This window comes from Serratia sp. PAMC26656 (genome assembly GCF_016469055.2).
Taxonomy (GTDB): domain Bacteria; phylum Pseudomonadota; class Gammaproteobacteria; order Enterobacterales; family Enterobacteriaceae; genus Serratia; species Serratia plymuthica.
In genome coordinates, this window is the sequence record NZ_CP150485.1 from 39,208 (window position 1) to 62,043 (window position 22,836).

General features: G+C 52.7%; 23 protein-coding genes. 3 read left to right on the forward strand and 20 right to left on the reverse strand.

Annotation, left to right across the window (positions count from 1 at the left end; all coding sequences use genetic code 11):
* Positions 1 to 4: 4 nt before the first annotated feature.
* The 12 genes from traW to JEM67_RS00260 all read right to left on the reverse strand — a co-directional run bounded on the left by traW (position 5) and on the right by JEM67_RS00260 (position 9,461).
* Entirely contained in the window at positions 5 to 640 is a 636-nt protein-coding gene (gene traW / locus JEM67_RS00205) for a type-F conjugative transfer system protein TraW (RefSeq protein ID WP_233527576.1), read from the reverse strand.
* Positions 640 to 1,506: a DsbA family protein gene (locus JEM67_RS00210; RefSeq protein WP_199635041.1), complete on the reverse strand. Its 867-nt coding sequence runs from the start codon at positions 1,504 to 1,506 to the stop codon at positions 640 to 642. Before JEM67_RS00210 ends, traW begins: the two co-directional genes overlap by 1 nt.
* Positions 1,503 to 1,922, reverse strand: a complete 420-nt coding sequence (gene trbI, locus JEM67_RS00215) for a type-F conjugative transfer system protein TrbI (RefSeq protein ID WP_199635042.1) — start codon at positions 1,920 to 1,922, stop codon at positions 1,503 to 1,505. The genes JEM67_RS00210 and trbI overlap by 4 nt, the downstream gene beginning before the upstream one ends.
* Entirely contained in the window at positions 1,919 to 4,549 is a 2,631-nt protein-coding gene (gene traC / locus JEM67_RS00220; protein ID WP_199635043.1) for a type IV secretion system protein TraC, read from the reverse strand. Before traC ends, trbI begins: the two co-directional genes overlap by 4 nt.
* Before the next feature lie 13 nt (positions 4,550 to 4,562).
* A complete protein-coding gene (gene traV, locus JEM67_RS00225) occupies positions 4,563 to 5,117 on the reverse strand; it encodes a type IV conjugative transfer system lipoprotein TraV (protein WP_370576130.1) in 555 nt (184 codons plus the stop codon).
* A 9-nt stretch (positions 5,118 to 5,126) separates the two neighbouring features.
* Positions 5,127 to 5,513 carry a hypothetical protein gene (locus tag JEM67_RS00230; protein ID WP_199635044.1) on the reverse strand — a complete coding sequence of 129 codons (387 nt, stop codon included), beginning with the start codon at positions 5,511 to 5,513 and terminating at the stop codon, positions 5,127 to 5,129.
* Positions 5,514 to 5,766: 253 nt separating this feature from the next.
* Positions 5,767 to 7,161 (reverse strand): F-type conjugal transfer pilus assembly protein TraB, encoded by a 1,395-nt coding sequence (gene traB / locus JEM67_RS00235; protein WP_199635045.1) that lies wholly within the window; start codon positions 7,159 to 7,161, stop codon positions 5,767 to 5,769.
* Positions 7,161 to 7,892, reverse strand: a complete 732-nt coding sequence (gene traK, locus JEM67_RS00240; RefSeq protein ID WP_199635046.1) for a type-F conjugative transfer system secretin TraK — start codon at positions 7,890 to 7,892, stop codon at positions 7,161 to 7,163. The genes traB and traK overlap by 1 nt, the downstream gene beginning before the upstream one ends.
* A complete protein-coding gene (traE, locus tag JEM67_RS00245; RefSeq protein WP_199635047.1) occupies positions 7,879 to 8,445 on the reverse strand; it encodes a type IV conjugative transfer system protein TraE in 567 nt (188 codons plus the stop codon). The genes traK and traE overlap by 14 nt, the downstream gene beginning before the upstream one ends.
* 10 nt (positions 8,446 to 8,455) lie before the next feature.
* Complete coding sequence (gene traL, locus JEM67_RS00250) at positions 8,456 to 8,761, reverse strand: type IV conjugative transfer system protein TraL (protein WP_199635048.1); 306 nt, start codon at positions 8,759 to 8,761, stop codon at positions 8,456 to 8,458.
* Between the two features lie 11 nt (positions 8,762 to 8,772).
* The gene (gene traA / locus JEM67_RS00255; RefSeq protein WP_199635049.1) at positions 8,773 to 9,144 is read right to left on the reverse strand and encodes a type IV conjugative transfer system pilin TraA; all 372 of its coding nucleotides are present in this window, start codon (positions 9,142 to 9,144) and stop codon (positions 8,773 to 8,775) included.
* Between the two features lie 110 nt (positions 9,145 to 9,254).
* A complete protein-coding gene (locus tag JEM67_RS00260; RefSeq protein WP_199635050.1) occupies positions 9,255 to 9,461 on the reverse strand; it encodes a TraY domain-containing protein in 207 nt (68 codons plus the stop codon).
* 166 nt (positions 9,462 to 9,627) lie between these two features.
* Between JEM67_RS00260 and JEM67_RS00265 the strand changes: the two genes are divergently transcribed.
* Positions 9,628 to 10,215, forward strand: a complete 588-nt coding sequence (locus JEM67_RS00265; RefSeq protein WP_199635051.1) for a helix-turn-helix domain-containing protein — start codon at positions 9,628 to 9,630, stop codon at positions 10,213 to 10,215.
* Complete coding sequence (locus JEM67_RS00270; protein WP_199635052.1) at positions 10,206 to 11,042, forward strand: VUT family protein; 837 nt, start codon at positions 10,206 to 10,208, stop codon at positions 11,040 to 11,042. Before JEM67_RS00265 ends, JEM67_RS00270 begins: the two co-directional genes overlap by 10 nt.
* Positions 11,043 to 11,142: 100 nt before the next feature.
* On the opposite strand, the gene traM is transcribed toward JEM67_RS00270, so the two are convergent.
* Positions 11,143 to 11,541 (reverse strand): conjugal transfer relaxosome DNA-binding protein TraM, encoded by a 399-nt coding sequence (traM, locus tag JEM67_RS00275; protein ID WP_199635053.1) that lies wholly within the window; start codon positions 11,539 to 11,541, stop codon positions 11,143 to 11,145.
* Positions 11,542 to 11,962: 421 nt separating this feature from the next.
* Here traM and JEM67_RS00280 point away from each other — a divergent pair, with 421 nt between their 5' ends.
* Complete coding sequence (locus JEM67_RS00280; RefSeq protein ID WP_199635054.1) at positions 11,963 to 12,433, forward strand: transglycosylase SLT domain-containing protein; 471 nt, start codon at positions 11,963 to 11,965, stop codon at positions 12,431 to 12,433.
* 281 nt (positions 12,434 to 12,714) lie between these two features.
* Here JEM67_RS00280 and JEM67_RS00285 read toward each other — a convergent pair whose 3' ends face one another.
* The 7 genes from JEM67_RS00285 to JEM67_RS00315 all read right to left on the reverse strand — a co-directional run bounded on the left by JEM67_RS00285 (position 12,715) and on the right by JEM67_RS00315 (position 22,816).
* The gene (locus JEM67_RS00285) at positions 12,715 to 13,011 is read right to left on the reverse strand and encodes a DUF5983 family protein (RefSeq protein ID WP_370576131.1); all 297 of its coding nucleotides are present in this window, start codon (positions 13,009 to 13,011) and stop codon (positions 12,715 to 12,717) included.
* Positions 13,012 to 13,101: 90 nt separating this feature from the next.
* Positions 13,102 to 13,929, reverse strand: a complete 828-nt coding sequence (locus JEM67_RS00290) for a DUF932 domain-containing protein (RefSeq protein WP_199635055.1) — start codon at positions 13,927 to 13,929, stop codon at positions 13,102 to 13,104.
* 984 nt (positions 13,930 to 14,913) lie between these two features.
* Positions 14,914 to 15,201 (reverse strand): type II toxin-antitoxin system RelE family toxin, encoded by a 288-nt coding sequence (locus JEM67_RS00295; RefSeq protein WP_199635056.1) that lies wholly within the window; start codon positions 15,199 to 15,201, stop codon positions 14,914 to 14,916.
* Positions 15,198 to 15,449 (reverse strand): type II toxin-antitoxin system Phd/YefM family antitoxin, encoded by a 252-nt coding sequence (locus tag JEM67_RS00300; protein ID WP_199635057.1) that lies wholly within the window; start codon positions 15,447 to 15,449, stop codon positions 15,198 to 15,200. Before JEM67_RS00300 ends, JEM67_RS00295 begins: the two co-directional genes overlap by 4 nt.
* 218 nt (positions 15,450 to 15,667) lie before the next feature.
* Complete coding sequence (locus tag JEM67_RS00305) at positions 15,668 to 16,291, reverse strand: hypothetical protein (protein ID WP_233527577.1); 624 nt, start codon at positions 16,289 to 16,291, stop codon at positions 15,668 to 15,670.
* Positions 16,292 to 16,559: 268 nt separating this feature from the next.
* Entirely contained in the window at positions 16,560 to 16,928 is a 369-nt protein-coding gene (locus JEM67_RS00310; RefSeq protein WP_233527578.1) for a DUF596 domain-containing protein, read from the reverse strand.
* A gap of 5 nt (positions 16,929 to 16,933) precedes the next feature.
* Entirely contained in the window at positions 16,934 to 22,816 is a 5,883-nt protein-coding gene (locus tag JEM67_RS00315; protein WP_426406329.1) for a DUF637 domain-containing protein, read from the reverse strand.
* Between the last annotated feature and the right edge of the window lie 20 nt (positions 22,817 to 22,836).

The following is a 22,836-nucleotide window of genomic DNA, read 5'->3' on the forward strand; positions in this document are numbered from 1 at the left end:
TGATTCAGTTTGCGCTGCCGGCGACAGGAATGGATTCGATACGCAGGCGCGAGCCGCTCGGCGCCGCCGTGATACGCGCCGGCACAGTCGTCAACCCGAACCGGCGCGACAACGCCCCGCCCTGATCGAAGTAGATACGGCTGTCCAGCGCGGCAGAGGTCTTGGGAATGTCGCCGTTGACCAGAATGATCTTCACCATCAGGGTTTCCGGCTGCTGCGCCTTCATCCAGGCAACCTGCTGCGGATCGTCGCCATCGATGAAATACAGCGTCTGCGCGAACGGCACGGTGGCCAGCGGATTGATAACGTCGCCTTTGCGGGCAAACACGCGCCCCTTGTCGTCTTTCAGGTCAGAAGAAAGCTGCACGCTTGGGTCGAAGAAGCGTTCGGCATAGCGCTCGGTCTTGCCGATGCCGGCGACCGGCTCAGGGCGCTGGCTGTGTTTCACAGTGCGCTCCTTAAACGCCGTCATTTCCTTTTCCCAACGGCCGCTGCGCTGCAATTCGGTCAGACGTTCGTGAATGGTCTGCAGCATGTCAGGCTCGGCCACCGGGTACAGGTCGCCCCAGGTGCCGAAGTCTTTGGCCAACGTCATGCAAGGCAGCAGTGATAAGGAGAACACCAAGCAGACAACTCGCATCAGTGGCCTCCTGCTTTTGCCTGTGCGACCGCGGCCTGCAGCGCCTTCACATCCACGGCGCCGTACAGCGGCGTCACTTGATCCGCCCGCGCTCCTCGAGTCGGCATGACGATAAAGGCGGGGGTGCCGCTGATGTTCAGCTGCTGGGCCAGCTCGCGTGTGGCCAACAGCGTTTTCTCCGTCTCGGGCAGCACGGTCATCGGCGCTGCACCGGCGGTCTGGAGTGCCGCATTGACCGTCGGTTGCGACAACCGCCCTTCGTTCTCACCGGAGGAAAAGACCGCATTGTGGTAGGCCAGATAGGCCTCACCGCCCTTGAGTTGCCACAGCGTCAGGCCGGTACGTGCCGCCTGCACCGACATCGGCCAGCGGCTGCCGAAAATGGGGAACTCCTTGAACACAAAGCGCACATCGGGATTGTCCCGCACAAAGTCGGCCACCACCGGCGCCATACGCGCGCACCAGATGCACTGATAGTCGAAAAACTGCACCACGGTCACGGCACCGTCAGGGTGCACAACCGGCGTCGCCGGATCATGCAATAAGGCTGCCTGTAACGCCGGCTGCGTTGTCACCGCGGTTTGCGCGGTGCGATTGGCCGCACTTTGCTGTTGCGCTTCCAGCTTCTCGCTCATTTGAAGCAGGATTTCCGGGTGCGCCAGCAGGTAATCGCGGGCAAGCGGGCCGATGGCCTCCTGCTGCGCCGGGGAAAATGTCGCAGGGACGGTGGGGCTGCTATCCTTTTGCTGAGTCTGAGAAACCGCCACAGATTCAGCCTGATTTTCCTGAGAGTGCTTCACCAACCTGCCGAACATAGCGATACTCACAAACAGAGTGGCCAATAAAATTCCGATATTTCGATTCATGGTTGCGACTCCTTATCAACGCTGACGGTATTGCCCCGTTGCATCCGGGCGGCAATATCCCGCTGCAACTCGCGCGTCACATCCCTGGCCCCTCCCACCACCGCCGGCGAAACCAAAATGATCACGTTGTTGCGCTGCTGGTATTGCGTGATGCTGGTTTGCAGCGCGCCGGTAAAACGTTCGGCCAGCAGCTTGCTGCGCTCCGGCGGCAAGGATTGTTTGGCGGCGCTCTCGTAGAAAGCTTCCATGGTCTGTTTCATGTCGAAAGTGACGATCGCCGGCTGACGCTGCAGCAGCCACAACGTGGCCCCCACGCTGAACAGAACGGCAATCAGCACGCAGACCGCCCCCCACAGCACAATGGCGCGTTTCTGTACCGGGCTGTTTACCGTCGTGATAATGGCAGGCAGTGTCATGCGGCCGCCCTCCCCGTGTAGTTCTCTTCCACCCAGCGCTCGATGCGCATCATCTCCTCGCCAAAGTTGCGGTGCGCCAGCTCATACACGGCGTCGTGTACCGATACCCCCTGTTCACGCCGGGCCTGCATGAACTCGAAGTCCTGGCCCTGGGAGGAGTACATGGCGCGGCTCAGCGGATCGACAAACAGGCGGTGCCAGCTGACCTTGCCGGAGACCATCAGCATGAAGGAGCTGAACCATTGGTCTTTGGCCGATTCGAACTTCCCGATCATGTCCTGCTGCAGCTGGGTGAAATTGTCCGGGTTTTTCTGCAGATAGGTTTTGAACTCGGAGGCGTCCTGCATCAGGATGATCTTGTAGGAGGAGTTGCCCCAGGCGGCTTTCGCGGCCGAGCTGGCGGAATCCGAGTCAAAGTCTTTGATGTTCTGGGTAATGGTGATGTACGCCCCGCGGTGACGGCGCGCGGTACGGTAGCCCTCTTCGATAAACTCGCCCGCCTTGGCGTTCTTGAAGTTGAGCAGCTTCCAGCCTTCGTCGATAACGCACAGCTTTTTGCTCTGACGCGATGTCTGGTACATCCGCCCCTCGATGTAGATCATCAGCGAGAACATCACGGCAACCAGCAGATCAGGGCGGTTTTTCAGGCCGCCCATCTCCAGCACCACCATGTTGACGTCATCGCGAAGTGACGGTTCGTCAGAGTTGAAGAACTCACCATAGGTGCCGTCGGAGCAGTATTTATCCAGCAGGATGGTCATTTCATGCAGGCGGTTGCGGATGGTCGGTGACTCACGGTAAACCTCCTCATCCATCGCCTCGCGCAGAAAATCACGCACATCATCGATGCGGGCATTCTTTTGCTTGCTCAGCCAGGCCGCCTTGACCGCCATCTCCAGCAGGCTTTCATGAACTTCGTCCAGGTTGCCGTCGGGGCTGGCCATTACCGAAATCAGGTTGGCGATCTGCGTCGCCGACAGGTTGATGTCTTTCACATTGGCGAACGGGTTGAATTTCAACGTCTGAGCGTCGATGTAAACCCCGCCCATGTTTTCGCACAGGCTCTTGTAGCCATCGCCCATATCGAACACCCAGGCGGCGCCACCGGTATCCAGCACGCTGCGCAGCATCGGCTGGATCAGGCCGGTTTTACCGGCACCGGAGGTCCCACATACCGCCATGTTGTAGTTGGTGTTGCGCATCACCTCGGAGTAGATGTCGATGAACGCCAGCTGATTGCGGTAGGTGGGCGCCAGCAAACCAGACGGTGCCAGGCGGTTGTCGGCGACGATCGGCATCAGGTTGACCACGTTCAGGGTCTTGGCGCGGTGTACCGCGCCGTGCATCGCCAAATCCTGGAAGATGCCGTGCTCGGCCATAAACGGCAGGCAGGCCAGGAAATTCCAGTGCTGCTTGAAGCGCGGCGATATCAAATCAAAACCGTTCTTGCGGTAGCTGTTGATAACGTCCTGTTCGCAACGCAGCGCCACGCTGTCGTTGTCTTCGCAAAACACCGTCACGTTATAGAAGAAGGAAACGATCGCCGTCTGGTTGGACGCCAAACTCTGGCGCAGATCGCCCCACTCCTTCATCTCCTCCAGCGTGCCGGGGAAGAATTTGGCGTAGGAGGTGCGGGATTTTTTCTCCAGATCGATGTACTTGCGGTTCGCTTCGAAAGAGGTCTTGGTCTGCTCTTCAACGACCAGCGTCAGCGTAATAATGAACGGCGTGGCAATCGACAATTCTGGGTACAACAGGTTGCCGTAGTTGTCGGCGGTGTTCCACAAAAAGGCCATCTCCGGGTTCTGCTCGAGCTGGAAATTCATCACCCGCGCCACGCTGTCGCTCTTGCTGCCGGCATCGCGCAGATTGATTTTGACGCAGTCGGGGTAAACGTCCATGCCAAACCCGTTGTCGATGCACTGGAAATTCAGGTCTTTCAGCGGGTCGAGTTTGCGCGGCTTGTTGTACAGCTGGTTCGGATCGTGGTTAATGATTTCACCCACGACGTTGATAAAGTCCGCGGCGTTCAGCGACTGGGTGGGAATTTTTGCCCCCATCAGCGACGCGCGCAGCACCTTGACCAAGTTCTCCAGTTCGGTGATGAGCGCCTTGTTGTGGCGCTTGCTCTTGACGCAGTAGGAGATAAATACCCGGTAGTTACGCAGCGTCAGCGGCATATCGACGCCCGGCGGCAGGGAAAAGCGGTCTGCCGCCGCCATCAGGTAGTAGGCACGCGTAATGGCGTTGAATTTGTTCGCATCCTTGCCCGACCAGGAGAAGTCACGCAGGCCGGACTCGACCAAATCCCCGACGCGTTTGCTGGCCATCAGGTGAACGGACAGCGCGATCCCTCGCGGCAACTTGGTGCGCAGCAGGCTCTCAAGCGTCAAGACCACCTGCTCGTTGGCACCGGCCAGCGGCAGCGCTTCCAGCACAAATCCGATGGAGCCGGCATTGATGAACAGCCCGCTCTCTTCGTCGTAGTCGCGATAGGGCAGCACGCTGCTCAGCTGGGGAAAGTTCATGTCACCCAATACCTTGTTGGCAGCGGAGGCTTCATCCGGCATTTTCAATGCCGACAGCAAGCTGTTGGCAGTATGAGTGACTTTGTCGAGCAAATTCATCTACGTCTCCCCGTCAGTACACGGACTGGGGCTTGCCCCAGACGGCAGGTTTAACCACGAACAGCACCTTGCCCGGCTGGTGATACACGTCCTGATTGTCAATCCAGGGTGCGATCCACAACTGCGCGGTCTGCTCGGCCTGGCGTGCCGGTCGGGTGCTACCGACACCGGCACAGCGCGGCGACGTGCAGGTACTGACGGTCGTCACGATGGGGGCCGGCGCAGCAATCGCCGGGGACGTCGGCGCCGATGGTTCCAGGGATGCAGCCCCCTGACGGGGCAGCAAGCGGGATGAACTGCCGACCGCAACCGGCACCGGGCCGGTATCTCGCCCCACTGCCGCAAAGTCGCCGTCAGCCAGGCGAGGCAATGCGGCCGCAGCCGGCTTTGCTTCGCTGCCCTCCTCCAGTGACTTGGCTTTCTCGTTGGCCTGCTCCATGGTCATGCAGCTGTCGGAGGAGGTGGCGTTACAGCCGAACTCGCTGCTGACGCCGGCACAACCGGTCATCAGCAGCACGCCCCCCATAACGGGGATTAAAAGCAGTGATTTCATGATGTGCGAATTCATTAAGCCTCCTTAAGACCTTGCCATGAGAAAAGCCGTTAACGGCAACATCCCCACCGTTACTATCCCAACCCACGAAATCGTCATTGATAACAGCAACATATCAAACTTCCAGTGAATAAAAGCATCGCCAAAGACGAACGCGCTCGAGATGCTCACTGTCAGAGCCAGGCATCCCAGCAGTACGTAAACAGCGAGTCTTTTCTCGGCGGTTATCATGAAAAAAATCACGGAGAGCACCGCCGACGCTGCACACCAGAGAATGTCTCGCCGAAAACCGGCCCACTTGTCGGCATCGGTCAGCAGATGCTCAATGCGCCACGCATCGAGCGCCAGCCAACTGCCCCACCAAGCCAGCAATAAGAAGACATATAGCCCCGCCATTTTTCGTTCAGTCATGATTTGGCCTCATCATCAAAAGGTGGTGTCGGTGCAATAGAAATGCCCTGCCACTCGGACTGTTTCCTTGTTTTCCTGTTGGTCTGGTGCAAGTTTGCGGAACACCACCACATTGCGGTTATTCTCCTGCAGCGTTTTTGCAATTTCGGCATGGGTTTCCTTTGGCTGCGTCCAAACGTCCCCCGCACTCCGCGAGTGCTTTCGGACAAATGCAATAACGCCCCCAACGTGGACTTCTGCTCTTTTATGTCCATCACTGACCACTCCCTGAACCGATGCCGAACTGAGCCGGGTCAAGCTTGCCGAGGTGGTTCAGCATCTGGTCGGTGTTGAATCCGTTCAGATTCTGTCCGGATTTGGGCTGATCGGTCCCTTCGGTCTGCCCCTGCTGACGGCTCTCTTTCTCCGCCGCTACTTCCTCGATAGTTTTCATCTGGAACCCTTCCTGGAACACCACAGTGACTTCATTGCCGGCACCGATCGGAATAACCGGGTGATACTGTTCGGCACGCTTGATGTAGTAATCGCTGAGCGTTGAGGCGGCTTTACTGGCCCCCCCACCGATGGCCGATTTGGCAATATCGCCGACGCCCATGCTGGCCGTTGCCCCCAGGCCAACGGTCGGCTGTGCCGCCCTGCCTGCACCTTCGCCTAACCCGTCGAGGAACCCGGCGCCCCAGGCAAAGCCGAGGATCTTGCCATTGCGCATCACCACCTCGCCCTTGACGCCGTTCTTGCCCATAAAGCTGACGTGACCGTCGATGTCCTGATCAATAATGTCGTCACCCTTGATGCAGCTGATTTTGCGGGTACGCACGATGGCGCGCTCGCTGGAAACATCCCCGTAGGCCTCCATACTGATAAAACAGCCGGTCGCGTCGTAGGTCTTACCGTTCGGCATCTCGATCCGGCCGGTCAACCGCACCTGCATCGGCACCGTGGCCGTGTTCCCGGTCACCGAGGCGTTAGCATCCGCCCCCTCAATCAGGATGGATTTGGCGAAGCTGCCAGTCGGGATGTAGGGGTACTTCTTTTTCCTGGGGCCGGTCGGCTGCGGTACCAGTGACTTGCGATAGAGACGGCCGGGCACCGGGATAGGCTTGTAATCAACGCTTGGTGGCGGTGTGACGCCTTTGCCCGGATAGAAGGCCGTCGGCGGCGGAACAGCGCCTCCCGGTGCCGGCGGGAACTGGGTCGGCATGGGCTCACCCTCGGGCGTCACGCCGTTAACCAACGGCGGTAAAGAGGCGGCGGAACCGAGAGTCGGGTTCCCTGGTGTTGCTTGACTCCCCGCTCCGCCAAACTGTTTCAGGTTCTTGTTTTCATCTTCCAACTGCTGCATGCGTTTCTGATCTTCCAGGCGCGATTTGTTCAGTAGGTCGATCTCCTGACGCAGGGCAGTAAACTGCTTGTTGATTTCGGCCTGCGCGGCCTGAGTCTGAGTGATGGCATGCTGTTGCACGCGATCATCAAAGGTATTGTCGACCACCCCGGTCAGGTCAGGGGCCGGTTCGGCAAGTTGCTGTGTCTCCAGCTCCCCATCCTGCGAGAAGTAAAAACCGCCGCCGATGGCCGTGGCGACTGCCAGTGCGACCGCACCCAGCCAGAGGTATTGCTTGCGCTTGACCAGCACATTGATGTTCGCCATCAGCGGCCTCCCTCGGATAAGGTGATCCAGGCGCTCATGCGACCGCCGCCGATAATCTGCCGGGTAGGCGAATCGAACATCACTGCCCGCACACCCCGTTGCCAGAAATCGTGCTCGTTGACCCACTGACTGGCGCTGCCGGGGTTGGTAACCTCAAAACGGACCACCTTCAGGTGATGCCCAGTCCAGACCTGCTGCGCCTGCGCCCGTAAACCGTAAGGCGCTGCCAGCGCTTCACGCGTGACCGGCCTCTGCCCATAACCGGCCGGCAACCGGCCCTCCATCAATGACTTGTTGAGCGAGACCAGCATGGACTCGTAGGGTTGCCCCTCCTCCCAACCTTTGGCGGCAACAGAAACGCCCTGGCTCTCACCAACCAGTGAGAACGTGCGGCCGACACCGGCACGTGGCACGGCGCGAATGGAATAGTTCATGCCCCGCTCGGTTTCGATCACAAAACTGAACGGCTTTTTATTGAGCGTGCTCAGCACCAACCCCCCGTTGGCCGTTGGCTCATAATTCACCAGGCTTTCATCCACGCCGCTGACGAACGTCACGCGATCGCCGGGGACGTTGAACAGGTTGGGTTCGCTGTTACTGAGTGAAACATGCGCCTGACTGCCGTTTTGCAGTGGGATAGTGACCGGCGCATCAACCGTGCCGGCCTGAGCGCCGGCGCAGACCATCAGACCGACAACCATCAGCGCATAGCGTCGTTTAGTGACTTTCATCGTTTACCTCGACGAACTTGGCCAGCCAGGTCACACCCTCACTGCGATCGATATATAAGGAGTAGTGCTTGAGGTTTTTTTCCGGGGCGCTATCACCGATCCAGGTACGCAGCTCACCGCGAATATCAACACGCCCCTGGGCGGGATAAACTTTCACGCTGGTCTGGAAGAAGGCCGCATTAACGTTGCTGGCCCGGATACGGTTGGCCTCCTCGGCCAGGACAATCTTGAGGGCGTTTTGCGCCGCCGGCTTGACCATCATGAGCAGGGTGGAATGTGAGGCGTTGACAGTCTCAGGGGTCACATTGAGACGTAACGCGACAAAGGAGAGCGCCATTTGCTCGAGATACGATGCATCAGCGCTATTTTGCGAGACGCCGAACGGCGCCTTAAACAACATGGGGACTGCCACCACCTGTTTCTCGTTCTGCAGGCGATAGTTGTTGATAGCCATGATAATGACGGTCACCGTCAGCGCAGCAATCAACAGCGCCATGACAATAAAACCAATGGCAATAATACGATTAGAGTTGAGTCGTGCTGAGTGCTCCATTATCGTCAGCCTATTTTATCCATTTCCGAAAACAGGATTCAGGGACCACCTTGTAAACACCTTTTCCGAGAGAGGTCGGTAAATACCAATACGCAAGATCACGCAACCAGTTACTGCCCTTCCCTTTTTTGGCTTTGTGAATGGCCCAGAACACCAGTGCCCCCAAAATAATCCCCGTGATATATTTCTGCTGCCAGATAAACCAGCCGCCAGTAATAGCCACGGGGATTAATTCATCAAGACAAAAGCCAAACCAGCGGCTTTGTGTTCTCAGTGTTTTCGGGAAACGGTATTTATTCAGATCATTTCCCGACATACCGCCCCCGATTAATACCCGGCGACTTTCATACCCACCGTGAACAAAATAGAGAGCACGATGAAGCCGCCGAGGTATTTGAGGTTTTTGGTGGCCAAATACATCACGCCACCAACCAGCACTTCACCCAGGATAATCCATTTGACCAAGGTGGAACCGGAGCCTGCCGTTGCCTTCACATCGGCATCGCCGGCTTTCAGCATGTCTTTACCCGCACCGGCACCGGCAGCGAGTGCCACATCCGGGAAGAACGAAGCCAGTACGGCAAACGGCAGGATCACCTTGAGGAAATTCACGACGCGCTGCCGAGAAAACAGCTGACGAAGTGAAAATCCCTGACGTTGGGCAACAGAAGGCCCCGGAGCGCTTAATGAAGCATTCATTATTATCCTCGTCACATAAATAAGTTTAGTTGAATCAATACTTTAAATTGCTAATTAAATTGATATCGTATTTTTATAAGATGAACCTCCTTACATAGTGGTTTAACCGGTTAAAATTTAAAGGTTTTGCCAGCAGCAGCTATGTCCTGCACTTGCATTAAGTGGTCTGTCAGACGCAGAAGTACTTCTTGGCGCTTAGTTCTTCCAGAGCGTTTTACTGCTTGGGTAAGCAGTTCATTAACATCTTCTCCAAGCTGAAGTGAGAGCGTAATCACTCTGTCAGAACACTCATTGTTAATTTTTTCATATAAATCCATATGTTAAATACCTTAGTGGAATGATTTGAATGAAAAAAACTTAGTTAACAAAAGTTTCCTTTTGGTTACTTTTGTGGATTTTAGCACCAAAAATTACAATGTTAAGTTATTTTTAGTTCTTTTTGTATGTGTATGATTTCCTTTTGATTAGACTCTGGGAATCACAATGGCCAATTCCATACAGGACAGACTGAGTGAGGCGCTTGTTGCAAGGGGGATGACTCCGGCTGAGTTGGCTCGCGCTGTCGGGGTAAGCAATGGCTACGTATCAAAGCTACTTTCAGGATATATTTCTCAACCTAAAAAAAATCTATCAGCCATATGTACTGCACTAAGAATTAAAGAAAAATGGCTTTTAACCGGAAAAGGAGAGGTCGAAGTCGATGATATAAATGAAATCATCTCATACCCTCTTATGCCTGTTTATGAAGTTTTCAATCCAGAAGAAGAATCTGAGTTATATAGCATTCCATGCTTAATAGAAAACAAAAAAAACAATCTTAAAGCTTACAGAATTAGAGAGTCCGAATTATTTAACACAGAATTAAATGTTGTTGTTGATATAAATGGGAATGGCTCGGGTTTATTTTTGATCGTATACAATGACAACGCTTTAATTTCCACACGTTTTGATCATGTTGTAAGCGTCAAGTGGGTGCATAATACTAATAAGATTGTAGATAACTTCAACTTCAAAGTACTAGGGAAAATAGTTCAATTAACATCAATAGACGAGGAAGATATATGGATGTGAGGTTTATTTTAGTTGACATAGCGAATAATAAAATCTCTTATAAAATAAGAGACGGAGGTGCCATTTTTTCTGATAAAGTAGATACAATACTACATAAAAACTTAGTGGATTTCTTTAATGAAGATGATAAGAGTAAAATATTAGCATCATATGGTGTTTCAGACGCTCCTGTTTTTCTTACCAAGGGTGAAGCTGTATTAAACATACTGTTAGCACTTTTCATAACCTGCTTGTTCGTAGCAATACCTTTATCTCAAACAAAGGTTACAATTTTATCATACATCCAACCAGGTGGAATATTGGTCTTTCCCATTACCTTTGTTTTTCTTGACTCTATCAATGAGATATTCGGAAGAAAAAAAGGAAAGTTAGCAGTTTCGACAGCGTCATTGTCATTAGCTATTAGTGCGATTTTTATATCGATTAGCTTAAGATTAAGTGGCGTAGAATATACAAGCCATGCAAATTTTATTGCAGTATATAGTGAACTCCCATATTTGTTATTAATAAATGCAGCATGCGTTCTTTTGGCAGACAATTTTAACAATTTTATTTATAGCAACCTCAAGGCGCATTTAAGAGGTGGTTATTTAATGTTTAGATTTTTCATATCAACCATAATAGGACAACTTGTTTATTCTATAGTGTGGATTTTGGCATTTTTTCATGGTAAGTTAAATTGGCACGATAAATTAATCTACATATTAAATAATTACGAATTCAAGGTTTTATATAGTTTAGTTATTTGTGCACCACTTACTTTGCTTACAGTTTGGCTGGCGAGAAAATACATATATCATGCACATGAGAAAAAACTTTTTCGCTAACAAAATTGTCCTACGCAATAATAATTGTGTAGGACAATTAAACATAACCACCTCACCTGATAAATTTTCACGAGGTAATTTTTTAACTATTAACAATAATTCACTCACTTTTATTATCTGAATCAACACCCATGAAAAATCGCTCCAACTCATCATTAACAGATTCTTTTATTTCAGAAACGATTTGCTGGTAGTTATTAAGTTTTGGTTTATCTGCAACATGTGGAGCTAATGTGCTCGCACCAAGAACCTTTGCCATTGCAAGTTGAGTTTTCAGTACATTTTCCAAAAGAATTTTGTTAAACTCAGTCTGATTAAAAGGGTCATCTTTTCTTTCCATCTGTGCCTCATAGACTCTGAGACCAAGCTCCAGAAGCATAGAAATAACACTAGAAGTGCTTACCTCAGTTTCTGCAGCCCCTTCCTGGCGGCGCTGTTCAACAATCGAACGAATCTTTTGAACCGCGTCCTTGCTGACATATGCTTGAATTCTGGCCATATAAATTTCACTCCATGGTATTATTAATTTACAGATAAACTGTACATATATTGAATAGTCATACGCAAACCATAAGCGACTTTAATTGCGAGTTTAGGGATGGATTTGAAAGCAAAAATCCACAACCCGCATCTAGAGGTGAGTTTATTCATCCATATGAAATATAACAATAACTCTAAATAGGGTTGTATGTAAACTCTATAGACGACCCTTATTAGGGTCTTTAACGACTCGTATATTTTAAACACCCTCAAAACAACGCATATGAGGATATTAAATAATAGAATGATTTAAAAAGATTTATCTGCAAAATTAATTTTTGCGTGGGGTGTGAAGCTGTTTGGTTAAGGGGCGCAAATATGTTGACTCGAGATCCCGAAAAGGCTAGATTTTCACCAAGACTAGGGATTTTAAGGAAACCATGAAGAAGATCATCGCAGCACTCATGTTATTTAGTTCATCGGCCACACTCGCTGATTGTTTTGACATGGCTGGCAAAGATTATCACATCGACCCGGACCTTTTACGGGCTATATCATGGAACGAGTCTCGTTTTAATCCCGTTGCTATCGGTCCAAACCCAACCACTGGATACGGTGTAGGGTTAATGCAAATTGATTCTCAGCATTTTAATTCGCTCTCGCTGATAGGGGTTTCAGAACGTCACCTCAAGCAAGATCCGTGTATGAACATCTACACCGGTGCTTATTATCTCGCGATTGCATTTAAGAAGTGGGGAGCGACCTGGCAGGCAGTGGGGGCATATAATGCAGGATTTAAAGACTCCCCCAAACAAGCGCAACGACGTTACAAGTATGCAACTAAAATCGAGAAGACCTACCGGGCGATAAAAGCCAGCAAGCAACAACCCCTCCTCGGTCATAACCCGTAGTTTATCCACATATGCACATGAGAGAGAGCCAGCGAAGCTTCCCATCACCACAACGGGAAATGAGCGGGAGCGGTAATTTCACCGGAGCAAGGTGAAATTACATCGATTGTTTAGATGTGGGTAAGCCTATTTGCAAGCCCGGACACTGCCAAAATCAGACATGATTTTGGTGCTAACCAGGGAGCCCCCTTGGGGCAGTGGAAGTGGGAAATTTATTTCCCGCTGGGCGGGCGGGGAAAATAGCTACCATCCCCTCGAAGGGGAAGGTAACTATCAGCGTGCTACCATTCAAAAATTTCGCAATCAGGTAAAATCTGTGCATCGCAATCAAAATGTATATAGCTCACATTGCGAAATTTCAACTGATTAATTAAAAAACACCTAAGTGCCTTTGAAGCCCCTTGCGACTTTAACTCCAATAACCGGCGTCGATAGTAAGTCAGCACAATAATATAACCGTAATTTATGTTGACCACCCAGGAACCAAAAGTATCCTGCGTTGCCATTGTCGATAACAGCTGGTTATCTTCCGCTGTAAAATGTGCCGTGCTGCATACCAATACTGTATCTGTTTGCATTTTGCAGTCTCTTATTCCATAATACTAATGGTTAGTTCTGTAGCAGTAGAAGCCCCCGGTATTGATGGGCGTCATTACCGGGGCAACCTGTTATTTCATGCGATTTTTGAATTCATCTGCAATCAACCATAGCGCACGATTCAGTTTGATATCCCCATCGATGCTATTGACCGCACGTGTCCGGATATTTTTTCCGGTGGAACTTTTACCCGGCAATCCGCCTTTAATCATATTTTCCTGAACACGCTGGAATGTCGTCCATAAATCGGTGCCGTAATCTTCCCTCCGGCGCGGCCGTAAAACTTGTGATGGGGTGATCGGTGATTTATCTTCGTACTCGTAACGGTAACTCAATGCCGCGCGCGCAAACAACTCCTGATCGCCCTCGGTGAGTGAAATACACTTCATGGTATCGAGATCGTTATCAACACGGTCAAATATACCGAGCACTTCATAAGCCCCTTCAATAACCTGCCCTATTACGTCCCCTTTATGTGGTACACGAACATCACCGAACGATTGGCCGAATACCATGCCGTTGGCACAAACATAGCGGAACATGCCGGGGATCATTTGGTAACTACTGCTCCCGTCGTGGCTGTTCAATAATACGATTTCCGGCACCTCTTTATCACCGGAGACAATCATATTTTCCCGACGCAACCGCAACATGTGTTTGGTATGGCCGCGTTTGCTTTCATCCCGAACGCGGGTTTGACAGGCATAAAATGGCTGAAAACCTTCCTCACGTAATTTATCCAGTAACGCGATTGTGGGAATATAGGTATAGCGATCACTGCGCGAATCGTGTTTATCTTCAGAAAATACGCTCGGCACGACGTGCATTAATTCATCGTTGGTTAGCGGGCGGTCTTTACGGATAGAGTTATAACGGCCAAAACGGGAAGCTAAACGCATAATATTCTCCTTTCTTTTTGAGTAATGCCGGTCATAGGTTTTTAATGGTCAACGTTCAATTAACGGTATGAGTAGTTGATAGACTGCTGAAACTTTAACGTCCGGGCTTTTTCCCCCATCGTTTGGAAGGCTCTTTGGTGGCGGTGTTGACGTTTTGCGTGTTCATCCTGCTTTTGCTCCTTTCTGGTGGTTATTCCATCGTTCGGTGAGTTCCCTGGCGGCAAAGGGCGAAGTAGCAACGGCGTAAGGAGACCAGCAAGGGGCGAAGCGAAAAGTTTTTTCCCTGGAAAAAGTTTTCAGCGAAGTGCATTTCACCCCTTGTGGGGCGACTCGGCGGTGCTACGAACAGCCCTCCGCCGGTGAACGGCCGTCCGATGGCTCACCGGAACTGCAACGAGGAGGAACATGGCCGACACGGCGAACAGCCGGGGCGTCCTTAGCGCTCGCTGGCCTGCTGGCGAGCAGTGAAAAGCGGCGCCGGCTTCGCCGGCTGCAAGCGGATCTGATGCGTGACGGATGGAAGCCCGAAGGGGGGAGACGAGGGGGGAGACGGCTTGCCGGCTCCCTGCGCAGCACGACAGCCGGGCCCGAAAGGGCACGCCCACACTATGTACCTGAGCGACGTTCCCCGCAGGAAATCCAGCAGGCAGCAAGGGACAGGAAGGAAAACCGACACTTTGTTTTTTTGACAGAGTGCTAGAAGAGAAAGAATGGCCGGTGCCGCAGGCTCCGGCCTTTCGTTCTTTTCGTCTTTTACCGCGCGGTACTAACCGGAGCCACCGTCACCGGCAGCAGGGCGGAGCGCCCTCCTCCATTTCCAGGAAGCACATGGCATCGCGAGCAAAGAAAGCTGGCCAATGGAATGACACAGACCAGGTTGTCATATGCAACAGCTGCACGGCAACCCAACGACAAACGGCGCCGCAGGCGCCGTCTTTCGATGATGTTGACACTACAGGGTCGCCAGCTGCTCCTGGGTTAGGGTTATTTCAAACGCTCACTGGCCAGTTGATAGACATCACCCCGATCTCTTTTACCCACGGCAACAACAGCGATCACGAGGGTGTCGTCAATGACTTCATAGACCAATCGGAAACCTGATGCACGCAGCTTAATTTTGTAGCACCCCGGCATCCCGCGAAGCTTGGACGACGGTACGTGCGGATTTTCGCAACACTTTTTCAATTTCTTGGCAAACTGCTGTTGTAGCGCCTTATCCAGCTTACCCCATTCCTTGGCCGCCGATTCGCGAAACTTGACCGTATATGTCATGCAAAATTGTCCAAATCGACGTCAATCAGTGCCTCTTTGCGACGTTCGGTAACAAGTTTGACCAGCTCCTGATCGTCCAAGGCATCCAGCATTTGCTCATACAATGCGGCAGGCACGCAATAAAAAGCTGGCTGGTTCCTGTTCAAAATAGCCACAGGATAGCCGTCACCCGCACCGACAGTCTCCATCGGATTTTTCTTCAGTTCACTGATACTCGCGCTGGTATCGCTAAGAATGATATTTGGCATGTTGCCTCCATAAATAAGACCACTTAACAGGTCTTATTATACCTTATCACAAGACCTGTTAACAGGTCTTTACCCCGATAAACTCGACGGTATCTCACTAAAAAGCAGCTACCTGTAAGAGTTCTCGACTCTAAGAGTCAGATCCAGTCGATACCGCGCATGCTCAAACGCTCTTTCTCCAATGACACCGAACCACTCGCGAGTGCATCGCTGCGCTTTCACCCAATACTGGATGATTTCATAATCGACTTTTGGCTTTTCATCTTTTGAGTACACAACCGAACAGCGTCGATTTCGGCAACCATCGTGTCAGTATCGTCATCCGCCGCCTCAAATACCGCCTCCAGTTCGGCGAACCGCGCTTTCAGCCAAGTGATCTTGGCCTGTTCGTCATCGGAGAATTCCGGCTGCGGTTCGGCCATCTCGCGGTACAGCTCCGCATCCTCGCCCCACGTTTTAATGGCCGAAATACGCCCTTCCGCCCAGCTCCAGCCCTCGTCCTCGGCAACTTGCTGCGCCAGCGCGTGCAGCTTTTCGCGGGCAAGACGCTCCAGCAGCGCCGGTTCGGTCAAAAAACCCTCGTCGGTAAACAGATCGAATTTGAAAGTGCCGCCAGCCGACTCGTAGACTTCGCGTCCGACGAACGCCAGCTGGCTGTTGTCCTTGGCCGAGACTTCGTCTTTCAGCACGGCCTCGCGCAGATGCTGCGGCGCGGCAGCCCAGCCGTGCGCGTTGGCCCACACGTCACATTGACGTTGATGGTCTTCGGTTGCCGACAGCGCCTGCAACTGGTCGAGAGTGATTTTGTCTTCGGCCAGTGCATCAAGCAGCTCCGGCGCCATCGTCGCAAGACGCAGACAACGTTGAACATGCCGCGTGCTGAACCCCAACAGATGCCGGTATCTGCCCGCCCGCCGACAAATCGCGGAACGCAGTCACCTGATCGGCCGGGTGCATCTGTTAGGTTATGTTCTATGTGTCACCTTACAGGCAATTCATTGATATTATTTGCTTTTAATGGGAAGTTTTATTTTTGTGTGTATTTTCAGTTGAGGCAGGAAGAAAAATCATTAAAAAAAACGGCTCCGAAGAGCCGTTTCTATGTGCGGGTCAGGTCCAATCTTCATAGCCGCTGTCATGGATCCAGACAATACCGCCGGGGCATTCCTCTGTCAGAAACCAGAATCCGTCAAAGGCATCGGCATCCATTCCCTCTTGATTTTTAGGGAATTTTTCGCGATACAGTGCAATCTGCTCAGCGATACTTCCTTCCAAGAATTTGCCTCGGCTGGCCAGTTTGATCTTCCCGTCTTCGAGTAAGCGCTGGAGAAACGCAAAGAAATACTCTTTCTTCTCTTCAAAAGGGAAGCCGTCATTCCAGATGTCTTCATCTGGGCAACTGACTTCCCAAAGGGCTCCTATAGACATACCTTCTAATGCCCTTGCTCTTTCATCGTAGAGCGATGCTGTAATTTTCATTATATTCACCTAAACTTAATTTCTACACGTTTGACTTTCTCTCCTACTACGTCTGTGACCGATTTATCCCCAATGACGTCAATAGTCCAGCGTGCTTTCGTATCTTCCTGACTGCTCGAAAAATCTCTCAGGTTGATGGTCATTCCGTCTTTCTTAGCAACATAGATTGTCCCTAATGGCGTTCGCTTCTCTTCCAATGGAACCGTTCCTGCTAGTGTTTGGGCGTAGTCGATAATTTCCTGACGTGATAACTTCTCCGTCGCAAATACTTTTGCTGTACCGGTTTTGTTACTTCCCCCCTCGCCCAGCACTTGCTCGAACTGCTGACCGAACACATTCAGCTTACTTTCGCTCTGTTTCGGATCAAACACCTTAACCAGTTGGTCAGTGCTGGTTTTCTGCAGCGCCTGCAGTTTTTCTGCCGCCTGCGCCGACAATCTGGCGTCAGCAGCGGTTTGCATTTTAACCAAATCCGCAACCGGCTGGGTGTTGAATACCTTGCTCTTCAGCGATTCATCAACGGTCTTCACCGTTTGCTGCGCCAGTTTCTTCGCCGCATCCTGCGTCTTGCCGACAACCAGCGTGGTGCCGGAGGCGATGGCCCCGGTGCCAATGGCCGCATCCGGCGCCGCGATATCGGCGGCATAAATCCCGGCCTGATTAAGGCAGAGTGCCGGGTTAGTCTTGCACCCCGAGATAACCAGTCGGGCGGCCGCAACCAGCTCAGGTGCAGCGCCCAGCAACGTCAGGCCGCCGGCCGTCAACACCATGCCACCGCCGCCAATCACGGCAACTGCAGCGGCGCCTTCGCGACGGGCTGCCACACGTTTCGCGGCATCTTTGTCCCCTTTGTCGGCTGCCAGGATATCTTTCTGGTTTTCGGCCGCAAACTGCATGAACATATGATCGGTCATGTTGTAGCGATAGACCGACTGCGCACTGTCAGCGCCACTGTAAGCGCCTTCCGGCGTATGGGTGGTCAATGCTCCGGTCAGTGCACCGATGGCGCGTGCCGTCTGCTCTTTCGCTTCGTTGCCGTTTAATGCTTCCTGCAAACGCAGTAATTGACGTTCTTTCTCGTTGAGATTGGCTGGTTCGAACAGCGTGCTCTGCATCACGACGCCGGCCAGTTCCGCCGCCAACGCACCGGCGGCCGCGCCTTTGGCATTGCCCTTGCCGATTTCCGCACTGATGCCCGCCAGCACTGCATGGCTCACTGCGCGGCCTGGTACGTTCAGGATATCGCCGTTATCCCCTATCAGATTTGCGCCCTCGGCCTGAACCTGGCTGCCGATATTAGCCAGCAGCGCATTGGTCAGGTTGTCCCTGAAGCTGCCGCCATTGATGGTGGTGTTCAGGCTGGAGCTGATAACAGACTGCCCCGCCACCCGCTGAGCCACCTTGCTCCAGTCACCATTGCTCAACTGCGGCAACTTGACGTTGTTCGGGTTGAGCGGTTTGCCCGCCGCGTCCTTGCTCCAACCCATCGCACTGTCAAAGCCGTTGAGCGCCCCGCCAATCGCCATGGCGGTCGCGGTCGCCTTGACGCTTTCGTTACTGCCCAGCACTTTCAGGGTTTTCGATAGGTTGCCCTGATTTTCCACCAATGCCACTGCCGCTTGAGAGGCAAGCGACGACATCCCGGCCGTCACCGCACCACTGGTCACTGCACCGCCACCAATGGCCCCGGCAACATTACTGGCAGCTAGCGCCGTGAGCGAACTGCCCGCTGTCACTGCCGCCGCCGCAATGGCAATCACCGCCGCCACCGCCGGGTTCAGGTGTTGGCTCTTGTAGTCCCAACTGTCGTAGGCGTCCTTGACGGTGTTCCACTGCACGTCGTTGCGTTTGTTGAGGTCTTTTACCCAGGTGGTGCCCGGCGTATTACCCAGCGCATCTACCGCGCTTTGCAGCACCTGGCCGTTTTTCGCCTTCACGTCGGCGCTAACACCCTTTGCCGCATCGACGGTCAGCGCACCGCCAGTATGAATGCTCGGCAGCACCCACTTGTTGTCTTCATAACCTTTATTGGATTGCTTGATGAAGAAACCTTTCGAGTTGCTGATCGTTTGCTCGAAGGAGGTATTTTTTACGGCACGGAAGTTGACCTGCCCATATGTGCTGGTTAATCGAGCATTCTGCCCAGCGGCGATTTTACTGGCTTCATAGGTGCTGTCGTCGCGGCTCATTAGGTTGATGTTGCCGGCGGCAGTAAACTCGGTGACCTTATTGGTTACATCATGGCGAGTCTGCTTAACTTCGGTTTTCTTGCCCCACCATTTGCGTTTCTTCTCGGTTTTCTCGTAGTGGCTGGACTCTTCCATCGCCTGAGCATAGAGATAACCGCCCTTGGCGGCGATATCCATATTGCCGGCTCGCATGGCTTCGGCCTGGTTGTGGGCGTCGACCTGGGCTTTTTGTTTGGTTTCATCAGCCCCCTTGCTTTGCGCCTCATTGCGAGCGATAGTCAGGCGTGATTGCGCCTCGTTTTTTGTGTTGTTGCCTTGATTAATTCGCTGCTCAGCCTGTGCGACGTCATTTCGAGCAGCAGCCAGACTATTTCTGGCAGCACCAAGTTCTGCTTCACGTTGCGCTACAAACTTATCCCAACTCCCTACTTCAGCTGACCAGCCGCTGCCATATTCGTGAGGTGGATTATTACTCATAAACTCGTCCCGTCTTTCCTCAGCATCCCTGACGGCGGCTTCTGCTTGCTGAACGGACGAAAGGCGTTGCGTCACAACGTGTTCAGCATTTGTTTTTTCCTGCTGTGCCTGATTAATGCGCTGCTGCGCATTCTGAATCTGCTGCTCAGCTACCGCAATGCGCTGGCCCCAGTCAGTCACCGCGACCGGCGGCTTCCAGTTGGCCCCCAACCCCTTAACCACCAGTTTGGTCGCCTGGAACAAAATGCTGCCACCGGAAATCACCGTCATCAGGCCACCGGCATTCAGTTCAGTACCCTGCTGGGTTCGTGTTTCGGTAAATTCCTTGTTGCCCTCGCGGTAGGTGTGGTTTTGCACCGCCTCAAAGCGCATGTCGGCACCAGATGTCAGGGTCATATTGCCGCCGGAGGTGAGTTTGGCGCCGTACGTCAGTAACTGATTGTTGGCCGCTGCCGTCAGGTTTTTTCCAGCATTGATAGCCGTTACCGCATGACGGTCATCCTTGTTGTTGTCGTTGGCGGCATCGATGGCGGAATAAGACACGTTGGACAGCCACAGGTTTTGCCCGGCCAGCAACGTGATGTTGCCGTTGGCAGAGAGCGTGCCACCCTGGGTGCCCAGGTCACGGGCCGAGTTAATCAACAGGTCGCCACCGGCGTGTATCCGGCTGCCCAGTTCTGGGGTGCGCGAGGATACAAAGGGATGGCCATAATTGCCGTCAAGTGCACGGTAGTTGAGGTCGGCATTGTGCCCGGCCAGCAGCGTCACGTCCTTGCCGGCATGGATGTTGGTGCCGCGCAACGCCAGATAGCCGCCACTGTTGAGCGAGACCGAACCGGTGGCCTTCATCGCACCGACCTGAAGCAGGCCGTTGAAGTATTGCAGTCGCTTGTCCGCCGACAGGTCTTCGCCGGGACGATTACGCGTCAAAATGGCGTCATTCTTAATGATGGAGATGCTGCCAGGGGCCGTCATGCTGACGTTGCGGCTTTGCGACGCCAGTAATGTATTGAGTAGGGTAATGGTACTGCCTGCTGTCAACGTCAGGTCACGTGAGGCCTGCAGGCTGCCCAGCCAGCGAACGCCGTCCGGGTGGTAATAGTTAGGCTTTTCACTGGTGTGGATCTTGATTTCACCGGTGCGGGCGGTCAGCGTGACGTCCTGCCCTTTCAGTTCGCTTTGCCAGGCATCAATGGCGTTGCCGGCACTCAAATCCAGCGCTTTACCTGCGGACAGAATGCCCTGCCCCAGCACGATGCGGTCTTCGGCGATGGCAGTGAGATTGCCGCTGACGTTAATGGCGTCGGTGCTGACGATGTTGGCCGCATGCAGGAGTACATTCTGCCCTTTGACGGTTTCGGGGCGACCGGTCGCATTGACGTCATTGAGCTGACTTTCATTCGGCGTTGGCGTATTGATGTCTATCCGGTTTTTGAAGTCCGCCACCAGATTAGCCCCGGCAGTCAATTCTCCCATTAGAATTGATGTATTCTTCCATGCGGTTTTTTCGTCAACTTGATTTAAATTGACGTGTTGTTGGACGGTATTTTTGGAATCACCTGTGTATGGACCTTTTATCGTATTACTCAAGCTCTCCCCATCAGGTAGCTTAGGCAAAGAGTATTGCCGATAAGTATCCAACACCCCAAACATAGCGCCTGTATTGTGGAGGTTTTGCCCCGTCAGTATCAGATCCTTTAACGCTGAAATTTTGCTGGCGTGGTTATAAAGCATATCACCATATAAATAAGCGTTTCTTCCTGACTCGATAATGCCCGGGGAGCTAGCGCTTTTCAGTATTAACTCACTGTGAGCCAATTTGACATGGGGAGTTTTTGCAAAATCAACGTCCCCCAACCATTGGGTCAACCCACTAGGTTTGTCGACAACGGTGATATATTGTGTTTGGATACGCGGATCGGAAGGATCAATCTCCAGCCCTCCCATAATATACATATGAGGAAACTGGGTTTGATAATCACGCTGGTATTCCGTGCTGGTTTCAAACGTCTGTCGCACGTTATCGAGTTTGTTGGTACGAATAACCAAATCACCGCTGTTGGTTTGAATTCGAGCGGAGCGGTTTTCTATCTGTTTGGATTTATTGCCCTGCGCATCTTTCTGGATCCATAAATTGTTGTTGCTGTGCAACGCCGTGTTGTCTCCGTCACGCAGTTCAACATTACGCACTGTGTCTGCAAACACCCGCATATCCCGGTGGGCAGTCACATTACCGTTGTTGTTAAGCGTATCGGCAGCCAGCGTCACGTCGCGTTCGCCACGGACCTTAACGCCGGAGGCAATATGAACCTCTCTGGCACTGACGTTCAAATCCGTTTGTGCATGCGCTTGTCCCAGTTCAATACGTCCATTAACGGTAAGTGTGACATCGCGTTGCGTGCTATTGATATTATTTAGGTTTACCCCAACCCCGTCCTCGTTTGCCACCAGACGGATTTTGTTGGCGTACATACCGCCCAATGCTTTGGTGTCCACCGCGAGAACAGGTTTAGCGCCTTCGCCGGCGATAGGCTTGATGGTGCCGTCTTTGAAACTGACGCGGTTAGCCCCTTGGGTGAGAGACAGATTGTTGGCGTTGATCTTGCCATTCAGCTCGGTGGCGCGGCTGATGATATCGACGTAGTCGGCGCTGTTGCCGTCCAGCCCTTTGCCGCCGATGGTGACGCCGCCCTTTTTCACCTCCAGCGCTTCCAGCGCGCCCTGCTTGTCGAACTGCGGTTTACCGGTAGTCAGGGTGACGCCAGGAGCGTTGATAAAACCACAACCGTCGCAGCTGATACCATTGGGGTTGGCGATCATCACGTTGGCCTTGTTGCCGAACACCTCGAGCTTGCCCTGCAGTTCGGAGCGGCTACCGCCGGTGACTTCGTTGATGATCAAATCGGCCGGTTTACCCTTGAGGTTGGGGTTGCCGTTGATAATATCGACACCTAACTGCGTTTTTCCGCCCTGTGTCGCATTGTTCAGCACAGCACCCGGAGCCCCGACGTTGAAATCCTTATAGGTGTTATGAGAAATGCCCGCACCGTTCGGCGTGGCGATATTCACCACCGGTACATTACCCGGCTTCATATGGACCTGAGTGTTGCCGTTGGCGGCGTTGATACCGGCGGCAAAGGCAGGGTGTAGCGGCGTCATCGCCGTGGTGTAAATCAGCAGGTAGCTGGCACCGCGCGCCAGCCGGGGGGTAATTTTGTCCATATCAGTCCTTTGAAAGGCCG

Bases quoted from the DNA above. Each gene is read 5' to 3' on its own strand.
- traW (WP_233527576.1), bottom strand. From the start codon at position 640: ATGCGAGTTGTCTGCTTGGTGTTCTCCTTATCACTGCTGCCTTGCATG.
- JEM67_RS00210 (WP_199635041.1), bottom strand. From the start codon at position 1,506: ATGAATCGAAATATCGGAATTTTATTGGCCACTCTGTTTGTGAGTATC.
- trbI (WP_199635042.1), bottom strand. From the start codon at position 1,922: ATGACACTGCCTGCCATTATCACGACGGTAAACAGCCCGGTACAGAAA.
- traC (WP_199635043.1), bottom strand. From the start codon at position 4,549: ATGAATTTGCTCGACAAAGTCACTCATACTGCCAACAGCTTGCTGTCG.
- traV (WP_370576130.1), bottom strand. From the start codon at position 5,117: ATGAATTCGCACATCATGAAATCACTGCTTTTAATCCCCGTTATGGGG.
- JEM67_RS00230 (WP_199635044.1), bottom strand. From the start codon at position 5,513: ATGACTGAACGAAAAATGGCGGGGCTATATGTCTTCTTATTGCTGGCT.
- traB (WP_199635045.1), bottom strand. From the start codon at position 7,161: ATGGCGAACATCAATGTGCTGGTCAAGCGCAAGCAATACCTCTGGCTG.
- traK (WP_199635046.1), bottom strand. From the start codon at position 7,892: ATGAAAGTCACTAAACGACGCTATGCGCTGATGGTTGTCGGTCTGATG.
- traE (WP_199635047.1), bottom strand. From the start codon at position 8,445: ATGGAGCACTCAGCACGACTCAACTCTAATCGTATTATTGCCATTGGT.
- traL (WP_199635048.1), bottom strand. From the start codon at position 8,761: ATGTCGGGAAATGATCTGAATAAATACCGTTTCCCGAAAACACTGAGA.
- traA (WP_199635049.1), bottom strand. From the start codon at position 9,144: ATGAATGCTTCATTAAGCGCTCCGGGGCCTTCTGTTGCCCAACGTCAG.
- JEM67_RS00260 (WP_199635050.1), bottom strand. From the start codon at position 9,461: ATGGATTTATATGAAAAAATTAACAATGAGTGTTCTGACAGAGTGATT.
- JEM67_RS00265 (WP_199635051.1), top strand. From the start codon at position 9,628: ATGGCCAATTCCATACAGGACAGACTGAGTGAGGCGCTTGTTGCAAGG.
- JEM67_RS00270 (WP_199635052.1), top strand. From the start codon at position 10,206: ATGGATGTGAGGTTTATTTTAGTTGACATAGCGAATAATAAAATCTCT.
- traM (WP_199635053.1), bottom strand. From the start codon at position 11,541: ATGGCCAGAATTCAAGCATATGTCAGCAAGGACGCGGTTCAAAAGATT.
- JEM67_RS00280 (WP_199635054.1), top strand. From the start codon at position 11,963: ATGAAGAAGATCATCGCAGCACTCATGTTATTTAGTTCATCGGCCACA.
- JEM67_RS00285 (WP_370576131.1), bottom strand. From the start codon at position 13,011: ATGCAAACAGATACAGTATTGGTATGCAGCACGGCACATTTTACAGCG.
- JEM67_RS00290 (WP_199635055.1), bottom strand. From the start codon at position 13,929: ATGCGTTTAGCTTCCCGTTTTGGCCGTTATAACTCTATCCGTAAAGAC.
- JEM67_RS00295 (WP_199635056.1), bottom strand. From the start codon at position 15,201: ATGACATATACGGTCAAGTTTCGCGAATCGGCGGCCAAGGAATGGGGT.
- JEM67_RS00300 (WP_199635057.1), bottom strand. From the start codon at position 15,449: ATGCCAAATATCATTCTTAGCGATACCAGCGCGAGTATCAGTGAACTG.
- JEM67_RS00305 (WP_233527577.1), bottom strand. From the start codon at position 16,291: ATGGCGCCGGAGCTGCTTGATGCACTGGCCGAAGACAAAATCACTCTC.
- JEM67_RS00310 (WP_233527578.1), bottom strand. From the start codon at position 16,928: ATGAAAATTACAGCATCGCTCTACGATGAAAGAGCAAGGGCATTAGAA.
- JEM67_RS00315 (WP_426406329.1), bottom strand. From the start codon at position 22,816: ATGGACAAAATTACCCCCCGGCTGGCGCGCGGTGCCAGCTACCTGCTG.